Raw genomic sequence first — 14,924 nt, forward strand, 5'->3', positions numbered from 1 at the left:
GTCATGCACGTCCGTAAATGTCCTCGAAGCGGACGATATCGTCCTCGCCGAGATACTCGCCGCTCTGCACTTCGATCATGACCAGATCGACCACGCCCGGATTCTCGAGCCGGTGCTTGTGGCCCGCCGGGATATAGGTCGATTCGTTGATCGCGACGAAGAACTCCTTGTCGCCGTTGACGACCTTCGCCATGCCGCTGACGACGATCCAGTGTTCGCTGCGATGGTGATGCATCTGCAGGCTCAGGCTGGCGCCGGGCTTGACTTCGATACGCTTGATCTTGAAGCGCGGGCCCTCTTCCAGCACCGTATAGGTGCCCCAGGGCCGATGCACGGTCCGATGCAGGCGGTGCGCCTCATGGCCTTGCGCCTTGAGCTTGGCGAACACGTGCTTGACGTCCTGCGCCCGTTCCCGGTTGGCGATCAGCAGTGCATCGGGGGTGTCGATCACGATCAGGCCTTCCACGCCGACCGCGCCGATCAACCGGTCGCGGCTCACCAGATAGCAGTCGCTGACGTCATGCAACAGCGCCTCGCCTTCGACGCGGTTGCCCTTGTCGTCGGCCTTCGACAGTTCGCTCAGCGCGGCCCAGGAGCCGATGTCGCTCCAGCCGATGGAGCACGGCACCACCGCGGCCCGCGTGCATTTTTCCATCACGGCGTAGTCGATCGAGTCTTCCGGCACCGCGGCGAAGCTCTCCTGCTCCAGTTCGACCTGGGCCCAGCCCTTCGCCGTGGCGACGCGCGATCTGGCGAGGCTGGCCTCGGTAGCCTGCAGGATATCCGGCGCATGCTCCTTCAGCTCGCGCAGCATGGCGCCCGCGGTAAAGCAGAACATGCCGGAATTCCACAGGAACCGCTGCGATGCCAGATACTCGCGCGCCTTTTCCAGCGATGGCTTTTCGACGAAACGCAGTACCTTATTGCCATCGGCCTCGATATAGCCATAGCCGGTCTCGGGCGACTCCGGATGGATACCGAAGGTCACGATGCGGCCTTCGCGCGCCAGCGCCTCGGCCTGCTGAACGGCGTCGCGGAACGCGTCCTGATCGGCGATCAGATGATCGGCGGCGAGCACCAGCATCACGGCATCGTCGCCATGGGTCTGCGCGACGCGCAGCGACGCTGCCGCGACCGCGGCGGCGGTGTTCCGGCCGAGCGGCTCGAGGATGTACGAGGTAGCGCAATGTTGTTCATTGACGGCACGGAATTCGTCCTCCGTCTTGAAGAACAGCTCCCGGTTCGTGACCGTGAGGATTTCCGCCACGCCCGGCAGAGCTGCCGCGCGCAAGAATGCTTTCTGCAGCAGGCTCTGACCATCCGACAGACGGATGAACGGCTTCGGATGCAGTTCACGCGACACGGGCCACAGCCGGGAACCGGCGCCACCGCACAGGATGATGGGTACCAAACTCACATGTTCCTCACAATGCGCGTCAATCGTTGCGCTTGGTGTTGCGTTTCAAATGTCGACGTTGGATCTGGGCCGCAAGGCACACTCCCGTCGGAATCCGGCATCGGGTCAGCCGCGCCCCTGCACCTGCAGCGATGGATCGTCCATCGAGAACAGGTCCGCTTCGGCGAGCGGCTTGCCGGCGGCGTCCTTCGCGGCCAGCATGGGGTTCCCGTCGGTCGGCCAGTCGATGCCCAGGGCCGGGTCGCTCCACAACAAGCTACGCTCGTATTCGGGATACCAATAATCGGTAGTCTTGTACAGGAACTCGGCATGGTCGGACGTCACGAGGAATCCATGCGCAAAGCCTTCGGGCACCCATAACTGGCGCTTGTTCTCCGCCGAGAGCGTGACGCCGACCGCCTTGCCGAAGGTGGGGGAACCCTTGCGGATATCCACCGCCACATCGAACACCTCGCCCGCGACCACGCGGACGAGCTTGCCCTGGGGATGCTGGATCTGATAGTGAAGACCGCGCAGCACGCCACGCGCCGAACGCGAATGGTTGTCCTGCACGAAGACCCGGTTCAAGCCCGTCGCCTCGGCGAACTGCCTGGCGTTGAAGCTTTCGAAGAAAAACCCGCGTTGATCGCCAAAGACCTTGGGCTCGAGGATCAACACCTCCGGGATTTCGGTGCGAATGACGTTCAGGCTCATTTGATGGCCTCCGACAGGATCTGCATCAGGTAGGCGCCATAGCCGTTCTTCGACAGAGGGCGCGCCAGTTCGGCAACCTGATCGGCGGAGATCCATTTATTGCGGAACGCAATTTCCTCGGGACACGCGACCATCAATCCCTGCCGGCTCTGCAGCGTCGCGATGAAGCTGGCAGCCTCCAGCAGCGAATCGTGCGTGCCGGTGTCCAGCCAGGCGTAGCCGCGGCCCATGATCTCGACCTCGAGTTGCGCCATCGCGAGGTAACGCTTGTTGACGTCGGTGATCTCGAGTTCGCCACGTGCGGACGGCTTGATCTCGGCCGCGATATCGCAGACCTGGTTGTCGTAGAAATAGAGTCCCGTCACCGCATAGTTCGAGCGCGGCTTCAGCGGCTTTTCCTCCAGCGACATCGCCCGGAAGTTCTCGTCGAACTCGACCACGCCGTAGCGTTCGGGATCGTGCACGTGATAGGCGAACACCGTCGCGCCGTCTTCCTTCGCGCACGCTCGCGTCAGCTGGCTGACCAGGTCATGGCCGTGGAAGATGTTGTCCCCCAGGATCAGGGTCGAAGGATCATTGCCGATGAAATCGCGGCCGATCAGGAACGCCTGGGCCAGCCCATCTGGCGATGGCTGGACCGCGTATTGCAGATTCAGTCCCCATTTGCTGCCATCGCCGAGCATTTCCGCGAAGCGCGGCGTATCTTCCGGCGTCGATATAACGAGGATGTCACGAATCCCCGCCAACATGAGCGTCGACAGGGGATAGTAGATCATCGGCTTGTCGTAGACAGGCAGCAGCTGCTTCGACACCGAGCGGGTGATGGGATAAAGGCGAGTGCCGGAGCCCCCGGCCAGGATGATGCCCTTGCGCATGGCGAACCACTCAGGAAAGGATCTGGTCCAGCAGGTGGGCGATGCCCTGCTGCCAGTCCGGAAGATGAATGCCGAACGTATCGCGCAACTTGCTGGTATCCAGGCGCGAATTCGCCGGCCTTGGCGCCGGCAGCGGATACTCGGTGGACGCGATCGCCGCCACCCGGTCGGACCCGACCTTCAGCGCAATGCCCTTGGTTTCCGCGTGGCGCAGCACCGCCGTCGCATAGCCATGCCAACTCGTTTCGCCCGCGGCGGCGAGGTGATAGACGCCTCCAGCGAAGCCCGCGCGATCGCCGTGCAACCAATGGCGCGCGACAATCTGGGCCGTCACGTCGGCGATCAGCGACGCAGTGGTCGGAGCGCCGAACTGGTCGGCAATGACACGCAGCGCGTCGCGCTCCGACGCGAGCCGCAGCATCGTCTTGGCGAAATTGGCACCGTGCGCGCCGGCCACCCAGCAGGTGCGCAGCACCAGTGCATCGGCACCGGCTGCCGCGATGGCCTGCTCGCCTGCGAGCTTGCTCTTGCCGTAGACCGATTGGGGGTCGACCGGATCGGTCTCGACATACGGGCTCGTCTTGCGGCCGTCGAACACGTAATCGGTCGAGTAATGGACCAGCAGGCCGCCGAGCTCCCGCACCTCCTCGGCGAGTACGCCGGGGGCCACGCCATTGATGGCGTGAGCCAGCTCAGGCTCGCTCTCGGCCTTGTCTACCGCGGTGTAGGCGGCGGGATTGACGACGATGTCCGGGCGGACGTCCCGCACGACGCGACGAAGCTGCTCCGGGTCGGCCAGATCGCAGGCATTGCGGTCCAGCGCGACGACGCGGCCTAGCGGTGCCAGGCTGCGGCGCAGCTCGAAACCAACCTGGCCATTGCTTCCAGTGACGAGAAGGGTCGGGACACGGGAGCTTTCACGCCGCATACTGCTTCGCCACCCAATTTCGATATTCCCCGGACATCACGTCCTGCACCCAGGCCTGGTTGTCCAGATACCACTGCACCGTCTTGCGCAGCCCGGTCTCGAAAGTCTCCGCCGGCTTCCAGCCGAGCTCGCGCTCGAGCTTGCGGGCGTCGATCGCATAGCGCCGGTCGTGGCCAGGGCGGTCCTTGACGAAGGTGATCTGGTCCCGGTAGGAGCCCGAGGCCTTTGGCTTCAGTTCGTCCAGCAGGTCGCACAGCGTGTGGACCACGTCCAGGTTGGTCTTCTCGTTCCAGCCGCCGACGTTGTACGTTTCGCCGAGCCGGCCGCGCGCGAGCACCTCGCGGATCGCGGCGCAGTGGTCGCCCACATACAGCCAGTCGCGTACGTTCAGGCCATCGCCGTAGACAGGCAGCGGCTTGCCGCCGAGCGCGTTGGCGATCATCAGCGGGATCAGCTTTTCGGGGAAGTGATACGGGCCGTAGTTGTTCGAGCAGTTGGTCGTCAGGACCGGCAGGCCGTAGGTGTGGTGGTAGGCGCGGACCAGATGGTCGGAGCCTGCCTTCGAAGCCGAATACGGGCTGTTGGGCGCGTAGGCCGTCGTCTCCGAGAACGGCGGATCGTTCGGTCCGAGCGAGCCGAACACCTCGTCGGTCGACACGTGCAGGAAGCGGAAGGAGCCCTTGCGAGCGTCGTCGAGGCCGCTCCAGTAGGCGCGCACGGCCTCGAGAAGCGTGAAGGTGCCGACGATATTGGTCTGGATAAACTCGCCGGGGCCGTGGATCGAGCGGTCGACGTGGCTTTCGGCGGCGAAGTGCAGGACCGCGCGGGGCTGGTACTCGGCCAGCAGCCGGTCCAGCGCGGCGCGATCGCAGATGTCGGTGCGCGAGAAAATGTGACGCGGATTGCCCTCAAGCGAGGCAAGCGTCTTCAGGTTGCCGGCGTACGTGAGCTTGTCGACATTGACGACGCTGTCGGCGTCGGCATTGCCAAGCCAGTTCAAGACGAAATTGGCGCCAATGAAACCGGCGCCCCCTGTCACGAGGATGTGCGGCAAACCCCTTTCTCCCTAACTATCGATATGTTTCGAAAACGGGACAATAGCCCGGCGCCCGCCTTGATCCGTTTGGGGGACGGCAGGATCATCAGTGTTCTCAGAAGTGGCGGTATTCTATCCGAGCGCCCCCCCGGGATTACCCGGGCCAGTCATCTTTTTGTAGCCTGTTGTAACGGCTCACGCCCCCCCTCTTTACAATCGACAAAAAGCCGCCTCCGGCTCTCTTTTTTACCTCTATGCCCCATTCCTCGGTGCCAGCCCCTTACCCCTACGCCGTCGGCGACCTGCAAGGTTGCTGTCCCTCCCTGGAACAACTTGTCACCAAAATCCCCGACGATGCGCCACTTCGCTTCGTCGGGGATCTGGTAAACCGCGGGCCGGCGTCGCTGGATACCTTGCGGAGAGTCCGGGCAATGGGTAAGCGAGCCGAGTCGGTGCTGGGCAACCACGATATCCATCTATTAGCCGTCGCCGCCGGCGTACGCAATCCGGGTTCGTCTGACACGCTCGATGACATCCTTCAGGCGCCGGACCGGGAGGAACTGCTGCACTGGCTGCGCCACCGGCCGCTGGCCCTCCATGAGAACGGCTTCCTGCTGATCCACGCCGGCGTGCTGCCCCAATGGACCGTCGAGCAGACGCTCGAGCTTGCCGGCGAAGTCGAGCGGAAGCTACAGGGACCGGACTGGAAAGCATTTCTCGCGGATGTTTTTGGTAATGCAGCGAACCGCTGGCACGAGGGGCTGCGCGGCATCGAGCGGCATCGCGTCGTGATCAATGCGCTGACCCGGTTGCGCTTCTGTACCCTCGACGGGGTGATGGACTTCAAGACCAAGGAGGGATTGGGCAAGGCGCCCGATGGCTTCCTGCCCTGGTTCGACGTGCCGGCACGCCGCACCGGCGATACCACGATCGTCTGCGGCCACTGGTCCACGTTGGGGCTGGTGATGCGGCCCGACCTGATGGCGCTGGATACCGGCTGCGTCTGGGGCGGCCGGCTGACCGCAGCCCGCTTGGCGCCCGATCCGGCCGACCGCGAGGTCATCCAGGTCGATTGCCCGCAATATTGTGATCCTTTAGGCTGATTTTGTCATCCCCTCGACGGGATGTCGGTGTGCAGGCGCACCGACGATCAGACCGGATTGCCGGTGGCCGTGGTTTCCGCCGCGGTGGCGGACGGTCCGCCGGCGGGCACCGCCGTCTCGCCCTCTAGTTGCCGGCACAACGCGACCACGCCTTCGCGCGCATGCTCAGCCAGCGCACGGCGCCCGCCGTCGTCCGCCTGAAGCGGCTGGCCGAACGCGATCTGCGCGATGATTGGCGGCGAGTGCAGGATCGCGTCGAGCGTCTGCAGCAGCGTCAAGTCGCCGATATAGGCCGGCGCGACGGTACGCTCGCCGGTGGCGGCGTCGCAATAACGCAGCGCCACCGGCAGCACCGGCAGGCCCGCAGAGATTGGCGCCTGCATCAGGTTGGCGTGGAACGGCAGCACGTCGGCGCCATCGGTGGTGGTGCCTTCCGGGAACACGCAGACGCGATCGCCCTGCAGCATGCAGTCGGTGATGTCGTGCAGCACGCGGTGCGCGTCGCGCTTGCGGCCGCGTTCGATGAACAGCGTGCCGGTCTGCTCGCACAGCCAGCCGATCAGCGGCCAGTCGCGGATCTCCGACTTGGCGACGAAGCGGGACGGCTCCCAGCTGTGCATCACGAAGATATCGAGCCAGGAGATATGGTTGGCGACGATCATGGCGCCGCGCCCGGTCGCCGGAACGGGACCGATCAGTTCGATGTCGACGCCGCAGATGCGCAGCAGCCGGCGCGACCAGCGGCGGATATGCCATTGGCGCGATGTCTTGCCGAGCCAAGGGAACAGGACCGCGCAGGTCAGCAGGCCGCGCAGCAGGTGCAGGCAGAGGGCGAGCTTGCGCAGGGCGATCATGGGATGGAGCAGAAGTGGCAAGAGCAAGCGGGCATGGTTTGCCAGTGGCGGTCGCCCTCTCCCCCGGCCCCTCTCCCGCAAGCGGGCGAGGGGAGCATTGGTCGGGAAAAGACAGCGCTGCCCGCGGCCGTCAGCGGGCGGCCACCGCCTCGCCGTTGCGCGATTGATCCGCCAGCTCGTAGACCAGCTGGCCGCCGACCAGCGTGGCCGTGACCCGGCCTCGCATCTCGTAGCCGAGCCACGGCGAGTTCTTGCCCTGGCTCTTCAGCGAGCGGCGCTCGACCTTCCACACGGCATTCGGATCGAACAGGCAGACGTCGGCCGCGCCGCCGACCGCGAGCCGGCCGGCCGGCAGGCCGATCACGCGTGCCGGCTCGCTGGTGATGCGACCCAGCGCCTTGACCAGCGGCACCTTGTGTTCGTCGGCCCAGCGCAGCGTCAGCGGCAGCAGCAGTTCGAGGCCGGTCGCGCCCGGCGTGGCTTCGGCGAATGGCAGCAACTTCTCGTCGTCGTCGACCGGCGTGTGGTCCGAGCACAGCGCGTCGATGGTGCCGTCGGCCAGGGCGGCGACGATGGCGTCGCGATCGCGCCCGCTGCGCAGCGGCGGCGAGAAGCGCATCTGCGAATTGAAGTAGCCGATGTCCATGTCGGTCAGCGCGACGTGGTGGATGTTGACGTCGCAGGTGACCGGCAGCCCCTCGCGCTTGGCCTGCCGCACCAGTTCCAGGCCCGCCGCCGACGACAGCCGGCACAGGTGGACGCGCGCGCCGGTGGAGCGCATCAGCTCGAAGATCGTATGCAGCCGCACGGTCTCCGCGATCACCGAGACGCCCGACAGCCCGAGCCGCGACGCGACCGCGCCGCTGGCCGCGACGCCGCCGCCCAGGTACGGGTCTTCGGGCCGCAGCCAGACCGTGAAGCCGAAGGTCTGCGCGTACTGCAACGCGCGCAGCAGCACCTGGGTGTTGAGGATCGGCGCCTCGGCCTGCGAGAAGCCGACGCAGCCGGCTTCGGTCAGCTGCGACATCTCGGTCAGCACCTCGCCCTTCAGCCCCAGCGTCAGCGCACCGAGCGGGTACACATGGGTCTGGTTCAGCGTGCGGGCGCGGTACTTCAGCATCTCGACCAGGCCCGGCTCGTCGAGCACCGGGTCGGTATCGGGCGGGCACACCAGGCTGGTGACGCCGCCGGCGGTGGCCGCGGCCACTTCGGATTCGAGTGTGGCCTTGTATTCGTAGCCCGGCTCGCGCAGCCGGGCCGACAGGTCGACCAGGCCCGGGCAGACGATCAGTCCGCTGGCGTCGATGGTCTTGTTGGCCTGGAAGTCGGCCGGCGCGTTGCCGATGCCGACGATCTTGCCGGCGGCCAGGAACAGGTCCTGCTGGGCATCGATATTGCCGGCCGGGTCGATCAGGCGGCCACCCTTGATGTGGATCTTCATATCGTGTCGCTTGCTATCGCTTGCCATTGCGGCTTGTTTTGGTGCTTGGCGACCGTCACGAGGCCGACGATTGCCCGGTGGATCGCGCTTCAGTCATTCAGTCGTTGTTGCCGGCGACGATGCCCATCACCGCCATCCGCACCGCGATGCCGAAGGTGACCTGGTTCAGGATCACCGACTGCGGACCGTCGGCCACGGCCGAATCGATTTCGACGCCGCGGTTCATCGGCCCGGGGTGCATCACGATCGCGTCGGGCTTGGCCAGGGCCAGACGTTCGGGCGTCAGGCCGAAGGCCTTGAAGTATTCCTGCGCCGACGGCAGCAGCGCGCCGCTCATGCGCTCGTTCTGCAGCCGCAGCATGATGATCACGTCGACGCCCTTGAGCCCCTCTTCCATGTTGTGGAAGACGCGCACGCCCATCTGCTCGAGGCCCGACGGCAGCAGCGTGCGCGGACCGATCGCACGCACCTCGGGCACGCCCAGCGTGGTCAGCGCGTGGATGTCCGAGCGCGCCACCCGCGAGTGCAGGATGTCGCCGACGATCGCGACGGTCAGCTTGGTGAAGTCCTGCTTGTAATGCCGGATCGTGTACATGTCCAGCAGGCCCTGCGTCGGGTGCGCATGGCGGCCATCGCCGGCGTTGATCACGTGCACGTGCGGCGCGACATGCTCGGCGATCAGATAGGGCGCGCCCGAGCTGGCATGCCGCACCACGAACATGTCGGCCGACATCGCCGACAGGTTGTTGATGGTGTCGAGCAGCGATTCGCCCTTGCTGGTCGACGAGGCATTGATGTTCAGGTTCAGCACGTCCGCGGACAGCCGCTTGGCGGCGATCTCGAACGTGGTGCGGGTCCGCGTCGAGTTCTCGAAGAACAGGTTGAACACGCTCTTGCCGCGCAGCAGCGGCACCTTCTTGACGTCGCGGTCGGAGTCCGACAGCGACACGAACTGGCTGGCGGTGTCGAGGATGTGCGTGATCATGTCGCGCGACAGCCCCTCGATGGACAGCAGATGCTTGAGCTCGCCGTTCCTGGTGAGCTGCGGGTTGCGGAACGTCTTGGTCATGGGTGAGGCGTGGGCGGGTGCGGTTTGGCTCGGTACGGGTGCGCGGGTGCTGTGCTTGCGTTGGCTCGGGCGGCTCTGCTTGTTCTACTGCTGGTCTGCCTGCTGGTCTGCTTTCCGTTCAGCCCGCGGCGGAATCGTGGTTGCCGTTCAGCGTTTCGGTGGCGAAGGAAAAACGGATGCCGGCGCCCTCGCCTTCGCGCGACAACACCAGGTTGGTGCCGCGCGGCAGCGTGATCCGCTCGCCGACGAAGTCCGCCGCGATCGGCAACTCGCGACCGCCGCGATCGACCAGCGTGGCCAGCGCAACGCGCGCAGGCCGCCCGTAGTCGAACAACTCGTTGACCGCGGCGCGGATGGTACGGCCGGTGGCCAGCACATCGTCGATCAGCAGCACCTGGCTGTCCTGCACCGAAAACGGCAGCGTGCTCGGCTGCGCCTGGCTGTGCAGGCCCTTCTTCGCGTAATCGTCGCGGTGGAAGGCCACGTTGATCACGCCGTAATGCGGCAACTGCAGATCGGCGGCCAGCCGCTCCGCGATCCACGCGCCACCCGAATAGATGCCGGCGATCGACCAGGGCGCACCGCCCGAAGCGGAGCCTGAGGGCGCGGACAGCATCCCTTGCACGTGGTCACGCAGCGCGCGGTACAGCGCCTCGGCGTCGAGAGTGACGTTGGAAATCATAGCGGGAGTTGGTCGAAATACTGTTGCAGGATGATGCGGGCCGCCTCGTGGTCGAGCGCCCCGGGCCTGGCGCCGGACGCCTGGGCCTCCAGGGAGCTATAGCGCTCGTCGACCCAGGTCACCGGCAGATTGAAGCGGCCGTTGAGCTGATTGCCGAAGCGTCGCGCGAGCTTGGTCGCCGGCTGTTCGCCGCCGTCAGGCGTCAGGGGCAGTCCAACCACAAGATGCACCGGCGCCCATTCTTCAATCAGCGCGGCGACGGCCTGGAAGCGCCCTTCCACGGTGATGTTCGGCAGGATGGTCAGCGGCCGCGCCTCGCGCGTGATGAAGTTGCCCAGCGCCACGCCGATCTTGCGCTCGCCGTAATCGAAGCCCAATACGGTGCCATCGGTGGGCACGGCGGACACTGGCGCGCCTTGCGGCGCCGGCTTGTGGAGCGGCGTGGCCGCGTCCGCGCTAGGCATGCCCCGCCTCGCCGGAGAGCATGGTGATGTCGATGCCCAAAAGGCGAATGGCGGCGGCGAAGCGTTCCTCGGGCGGAACGCTGAATACGATCTCGGGATCGGCCTGCACGGTCAGCCAGCCGTTGCGGCTGAGCTCTTCCTCCAACTGGCCCGCGCCCCAGCCGGCGTAGCCGAGCGTCAGCAGGAAGCGGTGCGGACCGCTGCCGTTGGCGACCGCCTCGAGCACGTCCTTGGAGGTGGTCATCTCCAGGCCGCCGGGCACCGTCAGCGACGACACATAGACGCCGACCGGGTCGTGCAGCACGAAGCCGCGCTCGGTCTGCACCGGGCCGCCGAAATAGACGGGTTGTTGCGCAACGGGCTGGATTTCGAGCTTGAGATCGATCTTGTCGAACAATGTGGCCATGTCGATGTCGATCGGCCGGTTGATCACCAGGCCGAGCGCGCCACGCTCGTTGTGTTCGCAGATGTAGACGACGGCGCCGGTAAAAGTCGGATCCGCCATGCCGGGCATGGCGATCAGGAATTGATTCGTCAGATTGATGGGGGCTGCGGACGTCGCCATGCGTTGCATTTTATCAAATCAGCGCCAATGTTCCGGAAAAGATTCCCTCGTCCGGGCCCGCGCGGGGATTGGGATGGTGCGCGCCGCCGCACAGCCGTTGCATCGCAGCATCGGGGCCGCGGTGAGCCTTGCCGCCCAGTCCCCGCCTCAATCCTTGCGCGCCAGTTCGGCCAGATCCGCCGGCGTCAGCCAGCGCCATTCGCCGGGCGCGAGCGCCGGATCCAGCGCCAGTCCGCCGATGCGGCTGCGATGCAGCGCGGCGACATGGTTGCCCGCCGCGGCGACCATCCGCTTGACCTGATGATACTTGCCTTCGGCCAGCGTCAGCCGCAGCGCGCGTTCGCCGACGATCTCGCAGGCCAGCGCGGCGATCGGCGCGGGTTCGTCCTCGAGCTGGACGCCTTCGCGCAGCGCCGCGGCCTGGGCCTCGGTGGCCGGCTCCGCGGTCGTGACCTCGTAAACCTTGGGCACCTTGCGCTTGGGCGAGGTCTGCGCGTGGATGAACTGGCCGTCGTCGCTGAGCAGCAGCAGCCCGGTGGTGTCCTGGTCGAGCCGGCCGACCGCCTGCACGCCGCGCTCGCGCAGCGGCACCGGCAACAGCGTGTAGACGCTCGGATGATGCAGCGGCCGCTGCGAGCATTCGTATCCCGTCGGCTTGTGCAGCATCAGGTAGGCCTTCTCGTGGCAGACCCACGCCTCGCCATCGACGGTCAGCCGCAGCCCTTCGAGCACGAATTCCGCGCGCGGGTCCTCGCACAGTTCGCCATCGACCTCGACCATGCCGGCCGCCACCAGATCCCCGCAATAGCGGCGCGTGCCGAAGCCCTGCGATTGCAGGATGCGGTCCAGCGGCGTGGTCTTGGGCGGTTTGGCGGTCTTCGAGCTCATCGGCGATCAGGGAAAGCGGCGCGTTGCAGGGGGAATGGCGCAGGGGGCCATGCTACGGTAAACGGTCGCGCGGCTGGCGGCGCAGCCTTCTCGGAGATCGAGTTTGAACCCATCCCCCCATCGCGAGCCGTACCGCGTCGGCCGTTCGTTCGACCGCGCACTGGTCTGGTTTCGCCGCGACCTGCGCGTGGACGACCACGCGGCGCTGCATTATGCCCTCAAGCATGCGCGCCGGGTATGGTGCGTATTCGTATTCGATCGGGACATCGTCGACCCTTTGTTGGCTCGCGGCTTGACCAGCGATCGCCGCGTGGCCTTCATCCTCGCCTCGCTGGCCCCGCTGGACGCCGCGTTGCGGGCGGCAGGCGGCGGCCTGATCGTGCTGCACGCCGCCGCGCGTACGGCGATCCCCCGGCTCGCCCGGGAGCTCGACGTACAGGCCGTCTTCGCCAACCATGACTACGAGCCTGCGGCCATCGAGCGCGACCGCGCCGTGGCCGACGCGCTGGCCGCCGATGCGCGCATCTGGTTCACCTTCAAGGATCAGGTCGTGTTCGAGCGCGACGAGATCCTGAACGGCCAGGGCAAACCCTTCTCGGTATTCACGCCATACAAGAACGCCTGGCTGAAGGCGCTGCAGCCCTTCGATCTGCGGCCCTACCCGGTCGCGCCCTATCTGCATGCGCTGGCGCCGCTGCCGGCGGCGCACGACCGTCCGCTGCCCACGCTGGAGGCGCTGGGCTTCACGCCGCCCGAGCCGCAGGCGATGCCGCTCGTTCCGGGCAGCCCCGGCGCGCATGCCCTGTTCGATGCCTTCCTCGACCGGCTGGGCGACTATGCGCGCCGGCGCGATTTCCCTGCCGTGCGCGGGCCCAGTTATCTGTCGGTGCATCTGCGTTTCGGCACCATCTCGATCCGCACGCTGGCGCGCGCCGCGCATGCGGCGATGCTGCAAGGCGGTGCCGATGCCGGCGGCGCGGCGGCGTGGTTGTCGGAACTGATCTGGCGCGACTTCTATTTCATGGTGCTGCACCATCGCCCGGACCTGGCCGATGGCCGCTCGTACCACGCCGCCTATGACGCGATCCGTTGGCGCACCGGACCCATCGCCGAGCAGTATTTCGGCGCGTGGTGCGAGGCGCGTACCGGCTATCCGCTGGTCGATGCCGCGATGCTTCAGCTGCGCCAGAGCGGCTATATGCACAACCGCCTGCGCATGGTCAGCGCCAGCTTTCTGGTCAAGGATCTGGGCATCGACTGGCGCCGCGGCGAAGCGTTGTTCGCGGACCTGCTCAACGATTACGACTTCGCGGCCAACAATGGCGGCTGGCAGTGGGCCGCATCGACCGGGTGCGACGCGCAGCCGTGGTTCCGGATCTTCAATCCCGTCACGCAGTCCCGCAAGTTCGATCCCGAGGGCCGCTTCATCCGGCACTACCTGCCGCAGCTGGCCGATCTGCCGGACAGGTATCTGCACGCGCCGTGGACCGCGCCAGAGGCGGTGCTGGCCGCGGCCGGCATCACGCTGGGCAAGGACTATCCGCGTCCGCTCGTGCAGCATGACGTGGCGCGGCAGGAAACGCTGCAGCGGTATGCGGTGGTGAAGGTGGGGGCAGCGGCAGCGACGGGATCGGCATAGCGGGCGCCTTGCCCGCTCCCCCAACCCTTCTCCCGCATGCGGGAGAGGGGAGAAGGCCCCCTGTAGAGCAGCGGGCCTACGCTGCCAGCAGCGCGCTTTCGCGATAGTGCCGCTGCGCGTCCTCGGGACGTTCGGTCTGCTCGAACAGCCGCGCCAGTGCCAGATGCGCCCGTATGCGCAGGCGGCGCTGTTCCTCGCTGGTCGCGTACTTCAGCGCGCGTTCGAAGTTGGACTGCGCCTTGCCCCATAGCTGTTCGCCCAGGCACAGCACGCCCAGCGTGAAATGCAGCTCGGCATCGTTCGGATGTTGCGCCAGCCATTTCTCGGCCTGCTGGATCTGCGGCAACGCCTGGCCCGGCTCGGCGCAGTCGGCGTAGCGCAGCACCAGCCGGCTGTCCCAGTTGACCTTCAGCGCGTCCTCGACGATCCGGCGGGCTTCCTGCTGACGGCCCAGCGCCGAGAAATAGCGCGCGGCCGGCTCGGCGATGCGGGCCGCGCGGCGCTCGTCGTTCGACAGCGAACGCCAGAAGTCCTGCAACGCGTCGGCGTCGTGGCGGCGCTCTTCCAGCATCGCCTCGCAGGCCAGCTGCTTCAGGCGCAGCGCCAGCACCGGATGCAGCGCGTTGCGCTTCTCCAGCGAACGCGCGAGCCGCAGTACCTCGCTCCAGTTCTTCAGATGCTGGTGCGCGCGCAGCGCGATCCGTTGCACATGGATCTGCCGTCCGCCCTGCGCCTGCAGCTGGGCGATCGTTTCCAGCGCGCCATCGGCATCGCGGGCGTCGACCAGCATTTCCGCCAGCGATACCAGCCGGGCCTGCTCACGCTCGGGCGCGGTGACTTGGGCCAGCCAGCCGTCGCGCCGCTCGGCCTCCTGCATCTGATGCGCGGCGCGGGCGCCGATCAGCGCCGCGGTCTGCGCCTGCTCCGGCCAGACCTGGGCCTCGCGCGCGGTCCGCTCGGCGCGGGCGAAGCGGCCGGCGAACAGGTTCTCGATCGCCTCGCGCAGCGCGGCCTGCGCCTTCAGCATGCGATTGCGCTCGCGGTAGGCGGCGGCGCGCCGGGGCATCTCGGACAGATGCCGGATCGCCGACAGCACGGTCCAGGCAATGAAGAACAGCAGCAACAGCAGCGCCAGCGCCAGGTTCAGCGACAGTTCGACCCGATACGGCGGGTAGAACAGCACCACATTGCTTTGATTGAACTGCGTGAACAGCGCCAGCCCGACGGCGCCGCCAAACAGGATCGCCACCCAGAATAGAAGTCGCATGCG

At 66.6% G+C, this 14,924-nt stretch carries 15 protein-coding genes; 2 read left to right on the forward strand and 13 right to left on the reverse strand.

Features of this window, described 5'->3' with window-relative positions; translation table 11 throughout:
* Position 1: 1 nt before the first annotated feature.
* The 5 genes from M1D55_RS21860 to rfbB form a co-directional block, all read right to left on the reverse strand.
* Complete coding sequence (locus M1D55_RS21860; protein ID WP_006575881.1) at positions 2–1,417, reverse strand: mannose-1-phosphate guanylyltransferase/mannose-6-phosphate isomerase; 1,416 nt, start codon at positions 1,415–1,417, stop codon at positions 2–4.
* Positions 1,418–1,522: 105 nt separating this feature from the next.
* Positions 1,523–2,110, reverse strand: coding sequence for a dTDP-4-dehydrorhamnose 3,5-epimerase (rfbC, locus tag M1D55_RS21865; protein WP_232204870.1), 588 nt, complete (start codon positions 2,108–2,110; stop codon positions 1,523–1,525).
* The gene (rfbA, locus tag M1D55_RS21870; RefSeq protein WP_023264931.1) at positions 2,107–2,985 is read right to left on the reverse strand and encodes a glucose-1-phosphate thymidylyltransferase RfbA; all 879 of its coding nucleotides are present in this window, start codon (positions 2,983–2,985) and stop codon (positions 2,107–2,109) included. Before rfbA ends, rfbC begins: the two co-directional genes overlap by 4 nt.
* Positions 2,986–2,995: 10 nt before the next feature.
* Positions 2,996–3,913, reverse strand: a complete 918-nt coding sequence (gene rfbD, locus M1D55_RS21875; RefSeq protein WP_006575884.1) for a dTDP-4-dehydrorhamnose reductase — start codon at positions 3,911–3,913, stop codon at positions 2,996–2,998.
* On the reverse strand, positions 3,903–4,967 hold the full coding sequence (gene rfbB / locus M1D55_RS21880; RefSeq protein ID WP_456281823.1) for a dTDP-glucose 4,6-dehydratase: 1,065 nt from the start codon (positions 4,965–4,967) through the stop codon (positions 3,903–3,905). The genes rfbD and rfbB overlap by 11 nt, the downstream gene beginning before the upstream one ends.
* 236 nt (positions 4,968–5,203) lie before the next feature.
* Between rfbB and M1D55_RS21885 the strand changes: the two genes are divergently transcribed.
* Positions 5,204–6,052 (forward strand): symmetrical bis(5'-nucleosyl)-tetraphosphatase, encoded by an 849-nt coding sequence (locus tag M1D55_RS21885; RefSeq protein ID WP_232204873.1) that lies wholly within the window; start codon positions 5,204–5,206, stop codon positions 6,050–6,052.
* 47 nt (positions 6,053–6,099) lie between these two features.
* Here M1D55_RS21885 and M1D55_RS21890 read toward each other — a convergent pair whose 3' ends face one another.
* The 7 genes from M1D55_RS21890 to M1D55_RS21920 form a co-directional block, all read right to left on the reverse strand.
* The gene (locus tag M1D55_RS21890) at positions 6,100–6,906 is read right to left on the reverse strand and encodes a lysophospholipid acyltransferase family protein (RefSeq protein ID WP_456281824.1); all 807 of its coding nucleotides are present in this window, start codon (positions 6,904–6,906) and stop codon (positions 6,100–6,102) included.
* Between the two features lie 130 nt (positions 6,907–7,036).
* Positions 7,037–8,347, reverse strand: a complete 1,311-nt coding sequence (locus M1D55_RS21895; RefSeq protein ID WP_456281825.1) for a dihydroorotase — start codon at positions 8,345–8,347, stop codon at positions 7,037–7,039.
* Between the two features lie 97 nt (positions 8,348–8,444).
* The gene (locus tag M1D55_RS21900) at positions 8,445–9,416 is read right to left on the reverse strand and encodes an aspartate carbamoyltransferase catalytic subunit (RefSeq protein ID WP_006575889.1); all 972 of its coding nucleotides are present in this window, start codon (positions 9,414–9,416) and stop codon (positions 8,445–8,447) included.
* A 118-nt stretch (positions 9,417–9,534) separates the two neighbouring features.
* The gene (pyrR, locus tag M1D55_RS21905) at positions 9,535–10,098 is read right to left on the reverse strand and encodes a bifunctional pyr operon transcriptional regulator/uracil phosphoribosyltransferase PyrR (RefSeq protein ID WP_006575890.1); all 564 of its coding nucleotides are present in this window, start codon (positions 10,096–10,098) and stop codon (positions 9,535–9,537) included.
* Positions 10,095–10,562 (reverse strand): Holliday junction resolvase RuvX, encoded by a 468-nt coding sequence (gene ruvX, locus M1D55_RS21910; protein ID WP_456281826.1) that lies wholly within the window; start codon positions 10,560–10,562, stop codon positions 10,095–10,097. Before ruvX ends, pyrR begins: the two co-directional genes overlap by 4 nt.
* Positions 10,555–11,127 carry a YqgE/AlgH family protein gene (locus tag M1D55_RS21915; protein WP_006575892.1) on the reverse strand — a complete coding sequence of 191 codons (573 nt, stop codon included), beginning with the start codon at positions 11,125–11,127 and terminating at the stop codon, positions 10,555–10,557. Before M1D55_RS21915 ends, ruvX begins: the two co-directional genes overlap by 8 nt.
* 147 nt (positions 11,128–11,274) lie before the next feature.
* Positions 11,275–12,015: a 16S rRNA pseudouridine(516) synthase gene (locus M1D55_RS21920; protein WP_006575893.1), complete on the reverse strand. Its 741-nt coding sequence runs from the start codon at positions 12,013–12,015 to the stop codon at positions 11,275–11,277.
* Positions 12,016–12,118: 103 nt separating this feature from the next.
* Between M1D55_RS21920 and M1D55_RS21925 the strand changes: the two genes are divergently transcribed.
* Positions 12,119–13,654: a cryptochrome/photolyase family protein gene (locus tag M1D55_RS21925; protein ID WP_456281827.1), complete on the forward strand. Its 1,536-nt coding sequence runs from the start codon at positions 12,119–12,121 to the stop codon at positions 13,652–13,654.
* 76 nt (positions 13,655–13,730) lie between these two features.
* On the opposite strand, the gene M1D55_RS21930 is transcribed toward M1D55_RS21925, so the two are convergent.
* A complete protein-coding gene (locus tag M1D55_RS21930; protein WP_232204879.1) occupies positions 13,731–14,921 on the reverse strand; it encodes a heme biosynthesis protein HemY in 1,191 nt (396 codons plus the stop codon).
* Positions 14,922–14,924: the final 3 nt, after the last annotated feature.

The organism is Cupriavidus sp. JZ107 (assembly GCF_053903255.1).